Annotated in this window: 26 protein-coding genes and 1 other annotated feature; of the genes, 9 read left to right on the forward strand and 17 right to left on the reverse strand. The window is 27.8% G+C overall.

What is annotated here, in order from left to right; genetic code table 11:
- Positions 1-151: 151 nt before the first annotated feature.
- Positions 152-553: a hypothetical protein gene (locus tag CHL78_RS11950; RefSeq protein ID WP_094369397.1), complete on the forward strand. Its 402-nt coding sequence runs from the start codon at positions 152-154 to the stop codon at positions 551-553.
- A gap of 113 nt (positions 554-666) precedes the next feature.
- Positions 667-1,428: a nitroreductase family protein gene (locus CHL78_RS11955; RefSeq protein ID WP_094369398.1), complete on the forward strand. Its 762-nt coding sequence runs from the start codon at positions 667-669 to the stop codon at positions 1,426-1,428.
- Between the two features lie 78 nt (positions 1,429-1,506).
- Here CHL78_RS11955 and CHL78_RS11960 read toward each other — a convergent pair whose 3' ends face one another.
- Positions 1,507-2,040 (reverse strand): (Fe-S)-binding protein, encoded by a 534-nt coding sequence (locus CHL78_RS11960; protein ID WP_094369399.1) that lies wholly within the window; start codon positions 2,038-2,040, stop codon positions 1,507-1,509.
- A 13-nt stretch (positions 2,041-2,053) separates the two neighbouring features.
- The gene (locus tag CHL78_RS11965) at positions 2,054-2,959 is read right to left on the reverse strand and encodes a DMT family transporter (protein WP_094369400.1); all 906 of its coding nucleotides are present in this window, start codon (positions 2,957-2,959) and stop codon (positions 2,054-2,056) included.
- Between the two features lie 268 nt (positions 2,960-3,227).
- On the opposite strand from CHL78_RS11965, the gene CHL78_RS11970 reads away from it, so the two are divergent.
- Entirely contained in the window at positions 3,228-4,106 is an 879-nt protein-coding gene (locus tag CHL78_RS11970; protein WP_094369401.1) for a polysaccharide deacetylase family protein, read from the forward strand.
- Between the two features lie 40 nt (positions 4,107-4,146).
- Here CHL78_RS11970 and CHL78_RS11975 read toward each other — a convergent pair whose 3' ends face one another.
- From CHL78_RS11975 to CHL78_RS11995, 5 genes are all read right to left on the reverse strand, one after another.
- Complete coding sequence (locus CHL78_RS11975) at positions 4,147-4,497, reverse strand: DUF4870 domain-containing protein (protein WP_094369402.1); 351 nt, start codon at positions 4,495-4,497, stop codon at positions 4,147-4,149.
- Positions 4,498-4,559: 62 nt separating this feature from the next.
- The gene (locus CHL78_RS11980; protein WP_094369403.1) at positions 4,560-4,841 is read right to left on the reverse strand and encodes a BMC domain-containing protein; all 282 of its coding nucleotides are present in this window, start codon (positions 4,839-4,841) and stop codon (positions 4,560-4,562) included.
- 251 nt (positions 4,842-5,092) lie between these two features.
- Complete coding sequence (tyrS, locus tag CHL78_RS11985; protein WP_094369404.1) at positions 5,093-6,295, reverse strand: tyrosine--tRNA ligase; 1,203 nt, start codon at positions 6,293-6,295, stop codon at positions 5,093-5,095.
- Positions 6,296-6,342: 47 nt separating this feature from the next.
- Positions 6,343-6,588 (reverse strand) — a binding site (T-box leader).
- A gap of 114 nt (positions 6,589-6,702) precedes the next feature.
- On the reverse strand, positions 6,703-7,536 hold the full coding sequence (locus CHL78_RS11990; protein ID WP_094369405.1) for a glycerophosphodiester phosphodiesterase family protein: 834 nt from the start codon (positions 7,534-7,536) through the stop codon (positions 6,703-6,705).
- Between the two features lie 19 nt (positions 7,537-7,555).
- Positions 7,556-8,524, reverse strand: a complete 969-nt coding sequence (locus CHL78_RS11995) for a DUF2232 domain-containing protein (RefSeq protein ID WP_094369406.1) — start codon at positions 8,522-8,524, stop codon at positions 7,556-7,558.
- Positions 8,525-8,684: 160 nt separating this feature from the next.
- Here CHL78_RS11995 and CHL78_RS12000 point away from each other — a divergent pair, with 160 nt between their 5' ends.
- The 4 genes from CHL78_RS12000 to CHL78_RS20775 all read left to right on the forward strand — a co-directional run bounded on the left by CHL78_RS12000 (position 8,685) and on the right by CHL78_RS20775 (position 11,477).
- The gene (locus CHL78_RS12000; protein ID WP_094369407.1) at positions 8,685-9,128 is read left to right on the forward strand and encodes a GNAT family N-acetyltransferase; all 444 of its coding nucleotides are present in this window, start codon (positions 8,685-8,687) and stop codon (positions 9,126-9,128) included.
- A gap of 385 nt (positions 9,129-9,513) precedes the next feature.
- Complete coding sequence (locus CHL78_RS12005; RefSeq protein WP_094369408.1) at positions 9,514-10,074, forward strand: accessory gene regulator B family protein; 561 nt, start codon at positions 9,514-9,516, stop codon at positions 10,072-10,074.
- A gap of 12 nt (positions 10,075-10,086) precedes the next feature.
- Positions 10,087-10,215: a hypothetical protein gene (locus tag CHL78_RS21345; protein ID WP_274541852.1), complete on the forward strand. Its 129-nt coding sequence runs from the start codon at positions 10,087-10,089 to the stop codon at positions 10,213-10,215.
- A gap of 629 nt (positions 10,216-10,844) precedes the next feature.
- The gene (locus tag CHL78_RS20775; protein WP_158540687.1) at positions 10,845-11,477 is read left to right on the forward strand and encodes a sensor histidine kinase; all 633 of its coding nucleotides are present in this window, start codon (positions 10,845-10,847) and stop codon (positions 11,475-11,477) included.
- Positions 11,478-11,514: 37 nt separating this feature from the next.
- Here the strand turns inward: CHL78_RS20775 and CHL78_RS12015 are convergent, their stop codons facing one another.
- The 3 genes from CHL78_RS12015 to CHL78_RS12025 all read right to left on the reverse strand — a co-directional run bounded on the left by CHL78_RS12015 (position 11,515) and on the right by CHL78_RS12025 (position 13,877).
- Complete coding sequence (locus tag CHL78_RS12015) at positions 11,515-11,982, reverse strand: hypothetical protein (RefSeq protein ID WP_094367704.1); 468 nt, start codon at positions 11,980-11,982, stop codon at positions 11,515-11,517.
- A gap of 108 nt (positions 11,983-12,090) precedes the next feature.
- On the reverse strand, positions 12,091-13,311 hold the full coding sequence (locus CHL78_RS12020; protein ID WP_243446430.1) for an N-acetylmuramoyl-L-alanine amidase: 1,221 nt from the start codon (positions 13,309-13,311) through the stop codon (positions 12,091-12,093).
- Between the two features lie 107 nt (positions 13,312-13,418).
- On the reverse strand, positions 13,419-13,877 hold the full coding sequence (locus CHL78_RS12025) for a metal-dependent transcriptional regulator (RefSeq protein ID WP_094367705.1): 459 nt from the start codon (positions 13,875-13,877) through the stop codon (positions 13,419-13,421).
- Between the two features lie 149 nt (positions 13,878-14,026).
- Here CHL78_RS12025 and CHL78_RS12030 point away from each other — a divergent pair, with 149 nt between their 5' ends.
- Positions 14,027-14,254 carry a FeoA family protein gene (locus CHL78_RS12030; RefSeq protein WP_094367706.1) on the forward strand — a complete coding sequence of 76 codons (228 nt, stop codon included), beginning with the start codon at positions 14,027-14,029 and terminating at the stop codon, positions 14,252-14,254.
- Positions 14,255-14,276: 22 nt separating this feature from the next.
- Positions 14,277-15,854 (forward strand): ferrous iron transport protein B, encoded by a 1,578-nt coding sequence (gene feoB / locus CHL78_RS12035; RefSeq protein ID WP_116041483.1) that lies wholly within the window; start codon positions 14,277-14,279, stop codon positions 15,852-15,854.
- 37 nt (positions 15,855-15,891) lie between these two features.
- Here the strand turns inward: feoB and CHL78_RS12040 are convergent, their stop codons facing one another.
- The 7 genes from CHL78_RS12040 to CHL78_RS12065 all read right to left on the reverse strand — a co-directional run bounded on the left by CHL78_RS12040 (position 15,892) and on the right by CHL78_RS12065 (position 21,266).
- On the reverse strand, positions 15,892-17,361 hold the full coding sequence (locus tag CHL78_RS12040; protein WP_094367019.1) for a recombinase family protein: 1,470 nt from the start codon (positions 17,359-17,361) through the stop codon (positions 15,892-15,894).
- Positions 17,270-17,488, reverse strand: coding sequence for a hypothetical protein (locus CHL78_RS20565; protein ID WP_147295821.1), 219 nt, complete (start codon positions 17,486-17,488; stop codon positions 17,270-17,272). The genes CHL78_RS12040 and CHL78_RS20565 overlap by 92 nt, the downstream gene beginning before the upstream one ends.
- Positions 17,489-17,885: 397 nt before the next feature.
- The gene (locus tag CHL78_RS12045) at positions 17,886-18,752 is read right to left on the reverse strand and encodes a hypothetical protein (RefSeq protein ID WP_094367018.1); all 867 of its coding nucleotides are present in this window, start codon (positions 18,750-18,752) and stop codon (positions 17,886-17,888) included.
- Entirely contained in the window at positions 18,752-19,474 is a 723-nt protein-coding gene (locus CHL78_RS12050) for a hypothetical protein (protein WP_094367017.1), read from the reverse strand. Before CHL78_RS12050 ends, CHL78_RS12045 begins: the two co-directional genes overlap by 1 nt.
- 119 nt (positions 19,475-19,593) lie before the next feature.
- Positions 19,594-20,082, reverse strand: a complete 489-nt coding sequence (locus CHL78_RS12055) for a P27 family phage terminase small subunit (RefSeq protein WP_094367016.1) — start codon at positions 20,080-20,082, stop codon at positions 19,594-19,596.
- 304 nt (positions 20,083-20,386) lie between these two features.
- Positions 20,387-21,040 carry a hypothetical protein gene (locus CHL78_RS12060; RefSeq protein WP_094367015.1) on the reverse strand — a complete coding sequence of 218 codons (654 nt, stop codon included), beginning with the start codon at positions 21,038-21,040 and terminating at the stop codon, positions 20,387-20,389.
- On the reverse strand, positions 21,033-21,266 hold the full coding sequence (locus tag CHL78_RS12065; RefSeq protein ID WP_094367014.1) for a hypothetical protein: 234 nt from the start codon (positions 21,264-21,266) through the stop codon (positions 21,033-21,035). Before CHL78_RS12065 ends, CHL78_RS12060 begins: the two co-directional genes overlap by 8 nt.
- Positions 21,267-21,318: the final 52 nt, after the last annotated feature.

The following is a 21,318-nucleotide window of genomic DNA, read 5'->3' on the forward strand; positions in this document are numbered from 1 at the left end:
CAAAATGATATTTATTCATTTAAGGTTAATATTCTACTTAGTATAATTAAGATAGCTTTTTGCTTTACTATATCTCATTATGAATAATAAATTTTATTTGAAAAATAATATATACAAAACCAGATAAATATTAAACATAGGAGATGAATTTATGAAAAAATTCAATTTAGCTTTTTTGACATTATTAATTGTTTTATCCTTTAGTGTTATTTCAAATGCTTATAGTTCTACTATAAGCGCTGAGAATGATATCGAAGCTACAAATGAAAAACACTATCCAGTAGCCCTTATTACTAATAATAGGAATGTAGATATTACAGTTGAATGGGGGGCTTATGGTGATGAGTTTCAAGGTAATATATTAGTCCCTGCAAATACTACAGTTTCTCTTGAGTTACCTCAATTATCTTTTTTGGGAAATAATCATGAAACTACAACTATTTGGCTTACATGGAATGAAGAAAATGTATTAAAACCAAGAGGAGTAGATTTAATTACAATACCTTTTAACGCTCCTGAAAATAATGATAGTTCTGTTGAGGAATTAGGTTAAAATATTAAAGGTCTATATTCATAATTATATTATGCATATAGACCTTTTTATCTTATGAAGACTTAAAATATACTATACTTATATTGTAGATATTATTTAAAGGGGGATATAATATGAATGCTGTAATTGATACAATAAATAATAGAATATCACTAAGAAAATATGATGATAAAGATATTTCTAGTGAGCACCTTAAAATCATACTGGAAAGTTCAATAAAAGCACCTACAGCAGGAAACATGATGATGTATTCAATTATAAAAATAACAGATGAAGAAACTAAGAAAAAGCTTAGTATAACATGCGATAATCAGCCATTTATAGCTAAATCAAAAGTTATCTTGGTATTTGTTGCAGATATGCAAAAATGGTATGACTATTATGAATTATGTAATATCAAAAATATTAAGACTCCTGGCATGAATGATTTTATGTTATCTATTAATGATGCGTTAATAGCATGTCATAATGCTGTAATAGCAGCAGAAAGCTTAGGTATAGGAAGCTGTTATATTGGAGATATAATGGAGAGTTATGAAATACATAAAGACTTGCTAAAACTGCCAGATTACACTTTCCCCGCTGCTATGATAACACTTGGTTATTATCCTAATAACTATCAAAGAAAATTCAGGGAACGATTCAACATAGATTATGTTGTATTTGATGAAAAATATAAAAAACTAGATAATCAAAGTCTAAAGTCTATGTTTGAAAATAAAGAGCAAAATATTCCTAAAACAAACCCTTATGGTGCTGATAATTTCGGTCAGCTTATCTACACAAGAAAAACAAATGCTGAATTTTCAAAGGAAATGGATAGATCTATCCGTGTAGCAATTAATAGCTTTACAGGTGGCATATGTGATAAATAATTTTAATTAATTAAATACTCAAAAAGTAATTGCTACTTGTGTATATAAGTAGCAATTACTTCTTGATAAATATTATAATTATATTTCATACCCTAACATTAAGACAATATCTTCTATTTTTTGCATATTAGCTTCATTTCCTTTTTCATACAAATGCAGACATTTTTTCATATTTATATCTCCATGTATTAAGTTTGTAGCAAACGCTAAACAAGTTGCTTTTCCACACTTTTTACAATTTAACTTTGGTAAACAATTATATATCTCCAGTGGACTAGGTAATTTCTTTAATTCAAATGATGGCTCTATTTCTTTTCTTTTACTATCCACCTCATTAATTATATCCTTTAAATAATCTAATACCTCAAAAGCTTCAGTTTCATTTAATAATTTTGATATGTTTACCCTATCACTATACATTGTTATGATCTTATGTTCTTTGTTAAAAGCAATAGTATTTGATTTTTTATTATACATTGCACTGTTTAAATAAGAATTTAGGTATGGAAATATATCACTTATATCTTTTGAAAAAAGCCCTTGAATCCTAATTCTAAGTGAATCTGTTGTACACGGTTGAATAAAATTTAAATTTACTTCTTCTAGATACATTATTTGCCCCCTTTTAAGTGTTATCATTTGAATAGTCTACATCTGGTTTGTTAGGTTTTAAAAATGATAATTTAGTTTCAGCACTTATTATAGCCCCTAATATAAGTATGCAGCCTATAATCATCTTTATTGTAATCACTTCACCTAATATTATAATAGAAAAAATTGTTCCAAACACAGCTTCTGTCGATAAAATTATTGCTGTCTTAGTCCCATCTACCTTCTTTTGACATATAGTTTGTAATAAAAATCCAATTGTTGTACCAAATATAGCAAGATATATTACTCCTAAGTATCCTGCACTAGTTGCAACTATCTTTCCTTCTCCTGATATTATTTGTAAAATCAAAGATAATAAAAATGCAGACATAAATTGTATTGATGTAAGTGCTATTGAATTGTATTTTAAAGTAAATTCTCTGGTTAGAAAAATATGAAATGCAAAACCAATTGCACATATTAAAGTTAAGAAGTCACCTATGTTTACAGAGACCCCTTCATCTAATGATAATACCCCTATCCCTATAAGCGCTACTATACTACTTATTATTCCAATTTTATCAAGTTTTCTTTTGTATAGTATAAATCCTATAAATGGTACAATAACAACATTAGCAGCTGTTATAAATGCATTTTTAGAAGGTGTTGTATACACTAATCCTACAGTTTGTGCCGCAAATGATAGACATAACACCGCCCCTAAAATACTACCTGATATTAATATGCCTTTACATAGATTTTCTTTTATTTGCTTAAAAAATATAATATTTAATATAATCGTAGATAGTAGAAATCTCAATGTTAGAATTTGTATAGGTCTAAATCCCCCATCTAGTGATAACTGAGTACCTACAAAACCACTTCCCCATATAATTGCAACTGCAATTAGACCTATCTCTCCACTATGTTTTTTAGTCATAATACCTCCTTCATTCCCTATTTAGTTTTACATCAATGTAAACCCTAATTTATAAAGAGAATCATATTGAAATTATATATACCTATAATAAAAGGTAGTATAATTAACATATTTTGTAAATACATTTTAACTTTTTTAATATTTTTTCAAAGGTTACAATATAGTAATTTTTTTTACAAATTAATCATTTTACTTTGTTTATTCTTTTAGTTATAATTAAATGTATAAATATTTTGGGAATTTCTACAAAAAGAGGAGATTTAGAGTAATGATTAATAAGTTTTCAAGTAAAACTACTATAATTACTGCAGTTATAGTGGTATCTATAGGTGCTATATCTATAGTGTGGGCTGATAAAGCAAAAAAAAGAGAAATAGCTGAGCAAGAAGAACAACTAAGATTAGAACAAATTGAAATTCAAAAAGAAATTGAAAGAAATAAACCAATTGTAGGTGCTAAAGAAGAATCTGTAAAAAAGCACGGCTATGATTCAAGGCTAATTGCAAATAAGCTTAACACTTACGATTATTCAAATAACGGAGATAAAATGGTATTTCTTACTTTTGATGATGGTCCTTCTACAACTAATACACCAGGAGTATTAGATATACTTAATAAGCATAATGTAAAAGGTACATTTTTTATTAAGGGCAACTCTCTAGAAAAAGAAGGTGCTGATAAAATATTAAAAAGAACATTCAATGAAGGTCATTCCATAGCTCATCACTCATACAGCCATGACTATAATTATTTATATCCAAATAGAACGCTTAATATAGACAACTTTGCTAATGAAATTGCTAAAACTGATAAAGCTATAAAAAATGTCTTAGGCGAAAAATTTAGTTCTAATGTTTTAAGATGTCCAGGCGGCCATATGTCATGGAAAAATATGGATCCATTAGATAAACATTTAGAAGAAAAAGATATGGTATCTATTGACTGGAATGCGCTTAATGCAGATGCTGAAGGAAAAAAGAAAAATTCAGATGCACTATTTGAATACACTAAAAAAACTTCTGAAAACAAGGATATAGTAGTACTTCTTATGCATGATACTTATGGTAAGGAAGAGACTGTAAAATCTCTAGACCAAATAATAACACACTTTAAAGATAGCGGATATTCATTTAAGATTTTAGTATAAACAATACATAAAAAAGCCATCTACTTTGAGATGGCTTTTTTTAGTATTTAATTATATTAAATGTCATAGGATAATTATAACTCTCATGAGATCCATACTTAAATAATCCAATTAGTGAAAGAACAAAGTATGCTATACCTACTAATGGTGTTAATATAAAACCAATAAGTACTATACTTGATATTCCTGCAATAGCCGTATAAATTACAAAAGATATATGGAAGTTAAGTAGGTTATACCCATTTCTATCTATATAATCAGATTCCTTTCTATATTCTTTCCAAATAAAGTACGCAGCTATAAATCCTATTAAATTAAACACTATTATTATTGCTGCTAATCCCAACATTATAAGATTTTCTCTTTTTATAGATTTTGCAAATTGATCCAATTATTTATCCTCCTCATAGTAAAACTAACGCTATTTATTATAAAATATATTACATATTTTAGCTAATTTTTGTTGCTGTTTTTTATCATTTTTTCAATCTCTTCATGTGGATCTTGAATTATTAGAACTGAGTATACTTCTCCTATACACCTAGCTGCCTCTACACCAGCTTCTACAGCAATATTAATTTCATCAATATCACCACTTACCATTACAGTTACTAATCCAAATCCAATTTTTTCATACCCTATTAAAGTAATATTAGCTGACTTTAGCATTGAATTAGCTGCCTCAATTGCACCTATTAACCCTTTAGTCTCTATCATACCTAATGCATGATTCATATTTATTCCTCCTCAAATTTACACTTCTTAGCATGATTTATTAACCAGGAATTATTCTATTTTGTATTATTAATTACCTTATATTAATTATATATGCTTATTATTTCATTTAGTGTAATATAACAAATGTTTATTTTGTCATAAAATATCTACTTATTCATTTGGTTGATGAGTTATTTTGAATTAGGATGTTATTACTTTATAATAAAAAACTATCCTCTAAATACTGAGAGGATAGTTCTATCAATAATCTATACTAATACTATTTTTATGAACTTCTTCTTACCTACTTGTATTACTAACTCATCTTTGGCATTAACTTCAGCTAAGTTGGTAACTTTCTCTCCATTTACTTTAACTCCACCTTGAGTTGCAAGTCTTCTTACTTCACTTTTACTTTGTACTATTTTATTTTCTACAAGAACACCAACTACATCTAAGCCTTCTTTAGAAACTTCAACCGTTAATATGTCTTCAGGAATTTGACCTTTTTGGAATACAGATTTAAATCTTTCTTCTGCAGCTACAACATCTTCTTCACTATTGTATAATCTTACGATTTCTCTAGCTAACTCCATTTTTATATTTCTTGGATTTTCACCATTTTCTAATCTTTCTACTACCTTAGCTACTTCATCAGGGTGAACATCAGTTACTAAGTTGTAGTACTTGATTATTAATTCATCAGGTATTTCCATTGCTTTTTGGTACATTACAGCTGCTGGTTCATCTATACCTATATAGTTTCCTAAACTCTTACTCATTTTATTAACACCATCTAATCCTTCAAGTAATGGCATCATTATAACAACTTGAGATTCTTGCTCAAACTCTCTTTGTAAACTTCTTCCCATTAATAAATTAAATCTTTGGTCTGTTCCACCTAATTCTATGTCAGCATTTAACGCAACTGAGTCATATCCTTGCATTAATGGGTAGAAGAATTCGTGAACTGATATTGGCTGTTGATTTTCATATCTCTTTTTGAAATCTTCTCTTTCTAACATTCTTGCAACAGTTATAGTCGCAGCTAATTTAACAACTTCATCAAATTTTAATTCTCCTAACCATTCACTGTTGAATCTTACTTCTGTCTTTTCAGGATCTAAAACCTTAAATATTTGCTCTTTGTAAGTTTGAGCATTTTCTAAAACTTGTTCAGTAGTTAATGCTTTTCTAGTTACAGATTTACCAGTTGGATCTCCTATCTTACCAGTAAAGTCTCCTATTAATATTACAACCTTATGTCCTAAGTCTTGTAATTGCTTCATCTTTCTAAGAACTACAGTATGTCCTAAATGTATATCTGGTGCACTTGGGTCTAATCCTAGTTTTACTGTTAGTTGCTTTCCTTCTTTTTCTGCTTTCTCTAGTTTTTCTTTTAGATCTTTTTCATCTATTATAGAGTCTACACCTTTTAAAATTATTTTTAATTGTTCATCGATAGTCTTCATAATAATCCTCCTAATATATTTATGCAATAAAAAAGCCCTCATCCTAATAAAAGGACGAGAGCATTACTCACGTGTTACCACCTTAATTCATTAATATCTCACAATATTAATCTCTTTAAGTATAAAAATATACTTGCACTGTAACGTGTGCTAAACGATAGCTGCCTACTAGTTGTTATCTTTCGGAGCTACTGCTCAGAGATGTATTCAAACTAATTCCTTTGCCCCTCTCACCACCCGGGTACTCTCTTTAAAATTACATTAGTCTTACTTCTTCTCGTCATAGCTTTAATTATATAAATGCTTACCTAATAATATATTAATTTTTTTAAGATTTGTCAACTTATTTTATAGTTATGTACAGTTTTTTTTAATATATACAATTTTTACAAAATAATTAATTTATATTACGGTCTTATCTTATCAAAAATTATATTATCACTATACTTATATGCTTTATCTAACTCTTTTTCACTTTCTACTGTCCAGCTCAAAATAGGTATATTGTGTTTTCTTAATAATGATACCCTAAAATGAGGTAATCCTTTTAATTCATAAGCAATAAAATTAGGCTTGCTCTTAAAGTTAAGCATTAAATTTTCGAGAGCAAATTTTTCATAAACCTTAAGATTTCCACTTGAATCGCCTGTAAAAGTACCTGATAATTGCCCTCTTAGTACTTCTTGGGCATTATTTTTATACCATTCCAATACAAAGGGATTAAAAGATTGTACTGCATATTTACCGTTATAGGACTTTACTATATTATATAATTCTTTACCTAGACGAATAACATCATCTCCATTTTTTATTTCTATTAGTATCGGTGTTTTTCCATCTACAATTTCTAATACTTCTTTTAATAAAGGTATACTTTCATAGCTATTTTTTAGTTTTAGATTTTTTAGTTCATTGTAGTTAATATCTGATACATCTCGATTATCGTTTGTCATTCTTTTTAAGTTTTCATCGTGAAATACTATAACCTGATTATCTTTTGTTAACTGTACATCTAGTTCTATGGCATAGTCATTGTCTATAGCATTTTTAAAAGCTGATATTGAATTTTCTACATGACTATTATCATGTAGCCCTCGATGTGCTATAGGAGTTTCTTTTATCCATGATATATCATCTCTAGTTGAGACCTGTGCACTTGAAATATCAATATATATCGCTGTTATTAAAACAATAAATCCTACTATCAAAGTAGATATAATTTTTATATATTTACTTTTCATAAAATCATCCCCCTACTCTTTACCTTTTTGCAAATGTATCTGCATAACTACTTACTATATTCATTTGTTTAACTCTAATATTAATCTTTTTATCTAACAATACACTTATACTTACAAGTATCATAGTAGTAATTTTAAATATTATCATTAATAAAATTAATATAATTATAGATAATATTCTTACATATAGTACTTTATTATACTTTGAAAAAATATAGTTTTGTATTGTTGAGAAAGAGTCTTTTATTACAAAGTAATAACAAATATACTGTGATGATATTACAATAGTATTTATGTATGTATTATCTATATGAATTTGTATTAATTTAAGTAAATCAACTAAAATTATCCAGGTAACACAAATATAGAATACTTTTTTAGAACAACAAACAAATCTTCCATAATTTCTAAAATTACTTATTACATACAACTTTTTCTTCGTATTCCCTCTTAATATATCTAGCTTTTTACCTACAAAGAGAGAGAGAGAATATATACTAAAAAACATTCCAAGTGGAAATACTGCTATAAATAAATAATACACGATCTCAGCATATTCTTTAAATGGAAACATATTTGCGTAACCTTGAAACTCTTTCATAAAACTATATCCAATAATTGCAGATGCATATATATCTACAAACACCATAAGCATTATCCCAATAATTGATCCATATACTAGATCATCTATGATAGTACTGTCTCTGCTAAGTAAATATCCACATACAATCCCCAAGACTATACTTTGGCTACTCCATATGGCTGCACCAATATTTCCAAGAACAAGAAATATAATAATTAATGAACTAACCCCAGACAAAACAGTATATTTTAGTTCACATTTTAAACATACTACACAGAAAAAAATCGGTACTATAAAATCCAAATAAATACCATAACCTAATCCGGTTCCAACTGCAATAATTGTAGTAACAATAAATAACGATGATAACAAAGATGCCTCTGTTAACTTTTTAGTAGTACTCAATTTTAAACCTCCACACTGTTAATTTCTAGATTGAGCTTAGTATATCATTTTTGCATGACTCTGTATATTTTTCACCATTTCATACAAATAATTCATACTCCTATATTTTACACTTTGCTGATATAATTAATATATTAATAAAGTATAAAAGGAGATAATTATGTTTAAAATAAAACATTTTAATGAATTAAATGTAAATGAATTTTATGAAATAGCAAAAGCTAGATATGAAGTTTTTGCATGTGAACAAAAAATATTTGAAGAAAATGACTTTGATGATACAGATAAAAACTGTTACCACATATACTTAGAAAGTAATAATAACGAAATAGTTGCCTATTCAAGAATTATTCCTAAAAACTTTAGTTCTTATGGTGATGTATCAATAGGACGTGTGTTAGTTCTATCAAGTCATAGAAGAAAGAATCTTGCTAAAGAAATGATTGAAGCTTCTATAGAATTTATTAAAAATACTCTTAATGAAAATCATATTACCTTATCTGCACAAGAATATATAAAAAGTCTTTATCTATCTTGTGGATTTGAAGTAATATCAGATATTTATGATGAAGCTGGTATTCCTCATATTAAAATGAGATTATAATTTTTTAAGATTTTTTGTTGACAATTATATAAAATACTCCTACAATATTATTAGAATTACATATTGAATAGAAGTATAGATATTTGAAAATATCTTAATTAAGTCAGGAGACTTTTGTCTTCCTGGCTTTTTTTGTTTTCATATTCAATAGTCATCATACATTTAAAATGATGATTTTATTCTATATTCTACTTTCCCCAAAAGTAAGAATTACATCAACTCAAGGTGGGCATTTGCCCATCTATTTTTTTATATTATTTAATAAGTTATAAATCCTATCTTTGTCGAATTATGTAATAATTTGTTTGTCTTTTTATTTGCTGTTTTGGCATTTTTAGTGTTATCATGTAAAATATAAAATATTTTCGGGGAGCAAATAATTTAAATGATTAAAGAGAAAATTGACGCTTTTACACAAAATATATGCGAATATAATAATTTTACATCTGACCAAACAGAAGAAATTAAATACTCAGTAAAAATAATTACATTAGAAGTTATAAAATTGTTTATTGTTATTTCATTATTTTCAGTTTTTGGGTATTTTAAAGAAATATCTATATTAATATTTGTAATGTCCTTAACAAAACCTTTTACAGGTGGTTATCATGAAAATACACAATCAAGATGTTTAGTTGCCACAATTATTTTATCATTAATTATTATTACATTATATAAAAATAATGATTTAAACTTAATAAGTATTATATTATTAAATTTTATAAATATTTTTAGTGTTTATCATCAAGCACCTATAATAAATACAGATATGCCATTAACTAGAGCAGATTTGATAAATAAAAATAAGTGGCTTGCAATTATAAATTGTTTTATTTTTTTTATAATCTCGATAATCTTACACGAATACAAAATTTATAGCAATATTATAACATGGACATTATTTATAAATTCATGTCTAATGTTTAATTCAAAACATAAAAATTAGGAGGAATATAGTATGGATTTCAAAAGAAAAATAGGTGGATTAATGGCTTTATTATCAATATTATTTATTAATTCAGGAACTGCATCAATGCTAGCTGTTGGAACTGAAGATATGCCTAAATCCCTAAAAAATAAAAGATAAATATGGTCGAAATAGTAGATATAGTTAACACATTAATTCAATCATTTTTAATAAGCTATTTTCCCTACTATTCACTTGTAAAGGACAATTTAACTACTAAAAAAGAGGGTAAAATAAAACTTCTATGGAGTTTTATTATTATTTCTACTATTGTAGTATTTTTTACACATACAATTAAAGGTAAAGACTTATTGATAATTATAGTAAATTTATCAAACATGATAGTAATAGGATGTATTTACTATAAAAATTATAGAAAAGCTATTATATCATATTTTATAGTCTATTTTATTATGCAGATATCTGTTATAGCTTGTAGTAGTATTAACTGGCCTATTGCTAGTATATTAAATTTTGACCAAAATCTAGCTAGAATAGTAAGTGTATATATCCCTGTAATTATAATCGAACTTATTACATTATATTCGGTAAAGCACTTATACTCTATATATAAATACTTTACTAGATATAGCTATTATTTTGGGTTAAGTATCTTATTTATTTTTGCATTTGATTATATACTTTCTATATCAGTAAATGTACACAAGTGGTCTGATATTCTTTTTAAAAACTTAACACTTATTACTTTTAGTATTTATATCATCCTAGCTATTTCATATATGTATAATATGAATACTAAAATGCTTGAAATTGAAAAATTAAATAAAGCATTGAATAATAAAAATAATGAGTTAAAAAAGATAAAACATGATTATGGTTCTCAGATTTCATATATTAATGGTCTATGTTTAATGGATCAATATGATAGATTAAAAGAACTTCTACAAAAAATAATAGAGGGAAATGATCTTGTCTCAGATAATGTAAAAATAATATCTAATGATAACTCTATAATTGCACATATTGTTAATTCCTTAAATACACAAGGAGTTCATATAATAATCGATGAAGAGTTCGATTTGAATAAAATCGATATACCTGAGCATGATATGCATAAGATTTTATCAAATATAATAAAAAATGCTCTAACGGCACTTAATAACAACGGTTTAATTATTATTAAAACGTATAAGATATTTACTACAGTATATGTAAGTATAAAAAATAATGGCCCCAAAGTAGATTCTGATATAATAGATAAAATCTTTGATTTTGGATTTACAACAAAAGAAGAATTCAATAACGATGATCATGGATGTGGTTTATCTATTGTCAAAGAATTGGCAGAAAACAACAATGGAAAAGTATATGTAGATAGCAATTCGGATTATACGGAATTTAAATTGGTATTTAAAATTTAAATATAAATAAGCTAGGTAGGGTAAATCCCTACCTAGCTTATTTATATTTATTAAAATTGGCATCTCCTATATACTTATACTCTATTGCAGCTCTCAATTTATCATTACTTCCTTTAGAATCAAGAAATGCAGTCAAATTATCTATTGTTGCTAAATATGCATCAGTAGTAAGTATCAAAGAGAATATTTTTGATTTATCAGAATAATTTTCTGTTTGTTGGTGCCATTTATTAAGATTATTTCTTAAATCTACAATTTGAGACTCATAAAATTTAACTTGGTCTTTTAATTTTTTTGCTTGCTCAGTATATTCTCCTGGATCAGTACTATTTACTTGCATAGAAATATTAATAGCTCTGTCTAGTAATTGATCGATATTACTTTCCATTCTTTCTAAGGTAGCCTTTTGGTTAGTTAAATCAATATCTGGACTCAATTCTAATGCATATACTGATGTATTAAGCAAATTACATACTAAAGTAAATATCAGCAAGAATCTTTTCATATATGTTCTCTCTCCTTTTTTCATTAGTTTGAGACATAGTCTATAAATTTATTTATGGTAATAATTATAATATATACTTCTAATACTCATATATATTACTTCCTTACATCATATCAGCTGAATATAGTCACCACTTACAAAGCCAACTTGCCCAAAATCATATGTGCTAAACCATCCATTTAAGCAATAATCAATTGTTATAATAGTTCCCTTAGGAATTACTTTAATAATTGTACTATAATTAGATTGACCTGGTCTGCCTTTTCTACAATTTAAGTTTTCAGTAACCTTTGCTTTTACCTGATATGTTCCATTTTTCCAAGGCTTTGATATTGAAGGAAGTTCTATTTTTATTAATTCAATATAGTCTCCGCAAATAAAGCCCTGCTTTCCATTGTATATTATCCCAAACCAGTTATCTAAACAATAACCTACATTAACTATATCACCAGATTTTAAATCACCTATTTTTTCGCTTAATTTTCCATTAATAGGTCTAGCTTCTCTGACTGATAGTACACCATCTGAAGATATTATTTTTGCTTTACAATTATAATCTCCATTCTTATATTTATAATTATCTGCTACTTCGTTTTCTTTAACTAATTCGACATATTCACCATTAATAAATCCTTGTTTTCCATTAAAGTTAATACCAAACCAACCATCTAAACAGTATCCTACAAATACTATATCATCAGTGTGCAGCTCTCCTAATTTGTTTCCTAGGTTACCATTAACTGGTCTTGATTCTCTAACTGATAATATTCCATCTGAAGATATTACTTTTGCATTGCAATTATAGTCTCCATTTTTATATTTAATACTTTCTGATGGTCTATTTGGAGATGACCCATAAAGTTCAGCTTTAACTCTTGCTATAAATTCGGTATGATTAGTCACTGATGGACAGTCCTTACCACTCCAATGTTTATGCGGCTTTAATCTATCAATACTTAAGTTAAATTGTTTTAATAACTGAGCACATATGATAACTGCATTGTCTTCAGCTTTTTTAAATTTTGCATTATTTGCTCCTAATTCACTATAACAAATTTCTACACCAATACTTTTTCTGTTTCCATCTCCATTTCCATCTCCTGCATGCCATGCATTTCTATTAAATGGTATACCTTGTATAGCCTCAATATCATCAACTGCAAGATGGAAGGATATCTCATTATTATTGCTTATCATATAACTTATTTCATTTTTAGCAGGTGCATCGTTATCTGTATTATGAAATGTTACATATTGTGGTGTCATACTATATGGACACTTTATATTATATTTACTTTTACTTACTAGATTTTGTTTTATTTGCATCATTATTTTACCTCCTATAATAACTTTATTAATCTCACTGTCATTTTGTTACTTGTTTCGACTAATAATTTCTATGAGGTCTTTGATAAACAAAATCTAGCTTCTATATTCTACTCACTTTGATATTCTCTAAATCTGCCTAATATATCTTCATTTCTATCTATAAATCCTATAAATTCATCAATTTTCACCAATGTTTCGATACTTATAGTATGCTCAATCTTTTCCGTTTCTTCATGAACATAATTCTTAACACCTATTATTTTCAAAAATTTTTGAATCACATTATGTCTATATAATAGCCTTTGACCAATAATTTTACCAACTTCAGTTAGTTCAACAGATTCATATCTTCTATATATTAATATATTTTTACCATCTAGTTTTTTTATCATCTTCGTAACAGAAGGCGGCTTAATATTTAATGCTCTAGACACATCGCTTACCTTAATTATTTCTGAATTAAGCGATAGTCTATAAATCATTTCTACATAATCTTCTTCACTTGGAGTAAGGCTATTTCCTTTCATGTATTCATTAAACGTGTAGTACTCTTCTCTATTTGACAAACAATCGCCCTCCCATTCCCTATTATATTAAGTATATTTATGTAATCTATTTTTATTCTATTTATTTGTAACAGGTTTATATTCTTTTGCATAATTTAAAATTAAGAAAGTTAGCCTAGGCTAAAAAATATTTATAGGAGGTGTAATCAGTGGAAAAGCTTACTGACATCCAAGTAAAAAAAACTGTTCAAGTAGAAGGCCTTTTATCTGATGGTAATTTAAGAGAAAGAATGCTTGCACTAGGACTCACTCAGGGTGCTTTAATAGATGTAGTTAGAAAAGGTCCAAAAAAAAATTTAACCGTTTACAACATTAGGGGTAGTAAAATAGCTTTAAGATCTGAAGAAAGCAATTTAATTTTAGTTTCTTATATTTAATATTCATAAGGGGGAATCAGCTATGGGTTTGACTCATGAATCAACAAAAATTAAATCTTTGAAGGATATCTTTGATATAGATAAAAGAGATAATCAATTTGTAATAGCCTTAGCAGGAAATCCAAATACAGGTAAAAGTACTGTTTTTAACTATCTAACAGGACTTAAACAGCATACAGGAAACTGGCCAGGTAAAACAGTGGCTACAGCTCGTGGAGATTTTAAATATAACAATAAAGATTATTCACTAATTGACCTTCCAGGAACATATTCTTTATTTGCACTTTCTCAAGAAGAAGTTGTAGCTCGTGATTTTATCTGCTTTGGAAGACCTGATGCTGTAGTTGTAGTTTGTGATGCTACGTGCCTTGAGAGAAATCTTAATTTAGCATTTCAGGTTATGGAGCTTACAGACAATATAATATTATGTATAAATCTTTTAGATGAAGCTAAGAAAAAAGGAATTGAAATAAATAAGAAAATTATAGAAGAAGAGCTTGGTATACCAGTTGTTCTAACCGCAGCTAGAAGTGGCTTAGGTATGGACGAACTTTTATCAGCCATTCATAATGTTTCTTCTAATAAATATAGTTTTAATAATAAACCCATACGATATGATAATAAAATTGAAAGTCTTGTTGACTCTGTAAAAAATGATTTAAAGTCTTTAATTCCAGATATTAGCCCTAGATGGTTAGGACTTAGGTTAGTAGATGGGGATGAAAGTATCCTTGAATCTATGTCAAATTATATTACTGGCGACTATAAAGATAAACTTTTACTTATAAAAGATAGAGTATCTATAAATATTGATAAAAAAACTATTCGAGATGAATTTGCTAGAATCAATTATAATGAAGCAAAGATATTAAGTGATAAAGCCTCCTATAACTCTAATAAAAAATCCTTAAATCGAGATGATAGAATAGATAAGGTTTTAACCTCTAGATTTTTAGGTCTTCCTATCATGTTATTACTGCTTAGTATGATATTGTGGATTACAATACAAGGATCTAACTATCCATCTTCTTTGTTAGCTGATTTTTTATTCGGATTTGAACCATCTATGACAAGTGCACTGATTAGTATAAATTGTCCTACTTGGTTAAATGAAATGTTAGTATTAGGCCTATATAGAACTTTGGCATGGGTAGTTTCCGTTATGTTACCTCCTATGGCAATATTCTTCCCTCTATTTACTTTGTTAGAAGACTTTGGTTATCTTCCAAGAGTAGCTTTTAACCTAGATCATCTATTTAAAAAAGCTTGTGCTCATGGTAAACAATGCTTAACTATGTGTATGGGGTTTGGGTGTAATGCTGCAGGTGTTATTGGATGTAGGATTATTGATTCTCCAAGAGAGAGATTAATAGCTATTATCACTAATAATTTCGTTCCTTGCAATGGTAGATTTCCTACTTTGATAGCTATATCAACAATATTTTTCTCATCCGTAATATCAAATTCATTTATATCTAGCGTCAGTACTGCATTGTGTATTACCTTACTAATAATATTAGGTGTTATTACTACCTTACTAGTATCTTATATTCTTTCAAAAACGCTGCTAAAAGGTGTTCCTTCAACTTTGATTGAATAGTCATTAACCCACACTATTTAATTTTGAATTAAGTTTATCATATGTTTAGTATGATTTCAACATCTGTTTCGGAAATAATAATTTTATCTATTAGTTCTTGTAACATCATCTTCTTATCGTGTAAATCGGCAATCTCATAAATATATTCAAAGTCTTTGTATTTTTCAACTAACTTTCCTACATTTATATTGCTTCTTTCTTGTGATGCTAATTCACTTTTTGAAGTTAATAATAATTCTTCTAGTTCTACTATCTCGCCCTTCAATTTAACTATCATTGTATTTATAGTTTCCATATCCATCGAACTTTCGCCCATAAATACTTTCTCTAATGTACTTGTCGCATTTTCTAAGGCTTTCTTTTTCTTTTTTAAATTCATAGTAGTATTAGCAATAAGAATTTTAATTTGGTCGATGTTTTCTGATTTTGTTTCATTGAATTCTTTTTCTAATTTTTCAATAGATAAATTATTCAAAACATCCTTAATATGTTCTTCTATTAGCTTATGATACTTCTTCCCACCATAACTTTTTTTGACACCTTCATATTTATAATTTTTACAATGGCTACATCTATAAAGTAACTTCTTTTCTTTTACATTTTTATAAACACCATAGTTTCCATAATCTACATGAAGTTTTCTTATATGTTCATCCCCACATATATGGAATAGTAATCCCTCTAAAAGAGCATCACTTCTATTTAAGAATTTAGTTGTATGACCTTTCTTTCTAGTAGTTCGTAGTTCCATTAATTCTTGAACTCTATAAAATACTTCATCACTAACTATTCTTAAACTTTCATCATAAGGTATTTCTCCATCTTCCAAAGGCTTTTGACCTCTATATATAGTATTCTTAAGTGTCTTTATTAATTTGGTTCTAGTCCAAGGTTTACCACGTTTTAAAATTCCTTTGTCGTGAAAAGTATCTAAAACTAATTTAGAACCACCCTTAATATATAAATCAAAAGCTAACTTCATAATTTCGCTTTCTTCTTCATCTATTATAAGCCTTTTCTCTCCTAATCTATAACCATAGTTAGGAACTCCACCTAAGAATTCACCTTTAAGTGCTACGGCTTTTTTTCCTGCCTTAACCCTCTCGGAAATCTTCTTACTTTCATATTCTGCCATCCACATTTTTATAGATGATATAAGACTATCTGTATCATTTCCATCATTTAAACAACCCTCTGTAACGGATAGGATTTTAACTCCACATTCATCCAAAAGAGTTATAAACCCTACTAATTCCATTCTTCTACCAATTCTATCTGAGTTGAATATTATAAGTTTTTCTATTTCATTATTTAAAGCCATTTCCTTAATTTTCATTAGTCCAACTCTATCTTCAAGCTTAGTCTTAAACCCACTAACTCCATCCTCTTCGATGTATTCGTGGATTACGATTTGATTATCTTGAACATACTTTTCTATTGCTGTTCTCTGTGCTAATGTTTCTTGCATATCCGTAGATACCCTCATTAGACATACATTCTTCTTCATCTGCTTCAACCTCCCTTACATTATTCTTCTGTATATCTTTCTTAATTATATTACACATTAGTTTGTATAGTCTATCTTCGTTTGAATTATCCGATTTTTCGTGTTTGTATGTAATTTTAACATTCATAGATATACCCCCTTATTAAGAAAGAACTTAATAATATAAGGTATGAGAAATGAATTTTTGATGTGTATGTCCTTATGAAATGCACTTTGACTCGTTCTCCCTTCGTTATGTCTTTGTCTATATTAGTCATTATATATAGTTTTCTGAAATGTTCAATAGTTCTGAAAAAAGTAAAACTATTAAAATCATTCAAAATCGTGTAGTGCATTCATTCGACAAATCTAAATTCATATTCTATAAAAAGAATTAAAGGTGTTACATCATTTTGAGCCATCCTGTTGGGTCTACTAGCTTTTTGAATTATGTATTTGACTAAATATACGTTGATGTGTTTGTGGAAATCTGAGAAGAAAAGTTCTGAACTCAACATAGACAAAAAAATAAATAGGTAGAGAAATTAATCTCTACCTATCTTTTCACATCCTTCACAAGTTGTATCTATTTGAATAACTGGATTTACTTTTGGATGTATCTTGTGGTCTTTAGTATTTGTCGTAGATGTCGAATTTAAACATTCTTCCGTCAATACCCTAGGAGCATTAGGATGTAATGTTATAGCTTTAGATGTATCTACTTTAGAAGGGTCTACAACCATATCTTCTGTAAGTAATCTATATTCTTGTCCATTTCTATATTGAGTAACTGACTTAGGTGATATTGTAGGGTCTATTATTTGTCCCCCATCACCTAAATTTGATATATCATAACACTTATATATGTTATAAAATGTTTTTGAAGATGATGATGCACCGAAAGCCTGATAACCAACTCCAAAAGTAACGTAGCTATTAATCATAGTGAATAAGTATTCATCAAATATTGTACCTACTGCTTCACTATATTCGCCATTTTTCAATCTTGTCTCACACACTTCATCACCATATCCATTAATAAATTTCTTTTTATAAATTATAATGTCTTTGTAGCTTGGTACTGTAAATCTTTTTATTTCTTTATTAAATACACCATTTATATATTCTAATTGTCTAATATTTCCACTTGGATTTAATTCCAGTACGTATATCTTATTTTCAGAAGTACTATATACAATTTTTGTACTATCTGAGTAATTTAAACATATACCATCTATACTATTATCAAGTTTCATATAGACAAGTTCATTTTGTTTTGTTGTATTATAATCTATCTTATAACTCAAATAACCAAATGTACTTGTCGATACGGTTATCCCATGTGTAGGAATATTATTTGAAGTCATGACAATATCCTTTTGAATAATTTTTTTTCCTAAAATTTCACTCATTAGTTTGTACCTCCAATTTCTACATCCCTACAAATTGTATCTCCATTTTTGAATTTAGTACCACCAACTGGATTTTCGTAGAATGTCATATAATTATGTGTATGTTCTTTATCTGCATAGTTTTCATGTTCATGCTCTGCCATTGCATATTCACTATGTTCATGGTTCTTTAAAGCATAATCGTCAGGATTTATCCCTTGTGCTTCTTTGACTTTTTCATCAACTTCCTTAGATGTGTAATAATTTTCATCTAAATTATTTTGATAGTTCTTTTGTTTACTTAATATCTCTTGCATATAATTAAGCTTATTAGTTTTAGTTAAAGCTACCCCATCCATCGTACTTCTTACTAAATATCCAAATGAAGGAAACGTTAAAGTTCTACCTCCATACAAAGTTATTTGTACTAAGTGGCTACCTGCATTCTCAATACAATATGAAGGTAATGTTATTACTAATTTATTTCCATTATATACAAAGTTCTCGTTAGTAAGTTCTAACAACCATTTACCATAGTTGATACCTATGTATATACTATCGTAACTTGCTAAATTTATTGGAGCATTTGTAGTATCATTGTATAAGCCTATCTCCATGATACAAGCCAATGTATCATTTTGGTAGAAATCCATATCTCTTGGAGGACAATGAAGTCCTCCATTATGCCTTATATTAAGGTCAAATTTATATTTCCTTTGTAAATCTAATTTTTTTGTTTCCATTGTGCTTACCTATTCACAGACTTAAATCCTGTGTCCTTTCTTTTTTAATTTTTTGCATAAAAAATAGTCCTTAATTTCTTAAGCACTAAACCTTATCTTTTATAATTATTTATATATATCTAACCCTTGCAACATTTAGATTTTAGTCTTCCTTCACGTTTCTTTAATAGTTGTAAAAGTGGGTCATTTTCTTCTTCTTGTTTTTGCAAGTTTAATGCTACAAATTTTGCCCTTGTTGAAGGTGTCAAACCTAATTCATTATACAAACGTGGCAAAGCATCACTAAATTGCTTCATCAATCTACCAATCTTTGTACGTTTTTGAAAATCCAACTCTTCATTAAACAACTGACCAAGTTCCTTATAGTTCGCATAAGTATTACTGAATTGTTCTAATACAAACCTATCAACATTTCCGAATGTTTGGGCTTCCTCAGCTTCCTTAACCAAGAACTTAAATATCTTCTTAGCTTCTTTTGTCATATATGTAGGGGGCTTAAGTTTATCGTTGTTCCCTCTTAGCCTTTTTTCTGTTTCTAATCTTCTTTCCTTTTCCTCTTTTGTCAAGTGTTTTCTTTGTAACTCAACTGGTACACTAGCTTTTGCCATAACCTTTCACCCTTTCCTTTTCTGATAAAAATATCTCCATTGGGGAATTTTGTGTAAATTGTCCTCCCCCTTGTCCTTTCATCCCCCTCGGTAAAAATTATTTTTAAGGGGGGCGGTATCCCTAGTAATTTCAATGCCTTCAATAGTCTTTCTTGTTTTCTATTTTAATTTTTAATTTATAAATTCCTTTCAATATTTCTTTATTTATTATAATTCATTGATTTAAAATCTATCAAAATATATATAAAAAGTGCTAAAAACATACTATTTTTAGCACTTTTATCTACATTTTTAATATATAATTTTATAAAAATAATCCTTTGTTTGTTCCACATACCCAATTTGTAGCTTTCTCATTATCCAATATATCTTGCATAATCTCAGACTTTCTACCTTCATCTTTAATATTACATAACCCACTATTTATCTTCATTGGTATTATCTTGATAGTATCTTCACTATATATCTTGCTCTTTGTACTATCCTTATCTAGTGCATATTTAATCCCTTTATAGTTTTCTATTATCTTACTTTGATATAATAAATCTCCATTATACATTCCTGTAATATCATAAACAAAATTACTAAAACTATGCCATTCCTCACAAACAGTTACTCCCTTTGCACCATATAGATGATACTTATTATGTTTTGTATTATAGCATCTATCTAATAATCTTAACCATGTAGTATATAATGGATGTCTACTATCACATCTTAATTTACTAAAATCTATGCCTTCTCCATGATATCCAATTCCTAAGACTGATTTTCTATATGGGTTCTTGACTTGCATTTGTCTTATACTCGATAGATGTGCTTCTCCAATATATTTATATAGGTCTAAAAATTTAATTAATCTATAATTATAATCATTGCACTTTCCTATAATCTCAAATTTTTCCCCATGTTTATTTTCATGTATCGTTCCTATCCCATACTTTTCTGTTTTACTCATACTCTTTACCTTCCTTTTTTATCAATTCATTAAAATCACTAATACCTAATACTTTTGCTATTTCCCCTAAAGCATCTATTTTTGGATTACCTTCTCGCAACCATCTATGTATACTTTCTTTGCTATATGAGGTATAATCTGCAAATTCTTTAACACCATCATCATAGTTACTTTTTATTTTTGCTTTAATTAAATCTGAATTAATTCTATATTTACCTTTTGACATAAACCCTCCCTCTAGTGTTGAATGTTACATTTGACACTATTTTAATATAATT

The sequence above is a fragment of the Romboutsia weinsteinii genome (assembly GCF_002250835.2).
Taxonomy (GTDB): domain Bacteria; phylum Bacillota; class Clostridia; order Peptostreptococcales; family Peptostreptococcaceae; genus Romboutsia_A; species Romboutsia_A weinsteinii.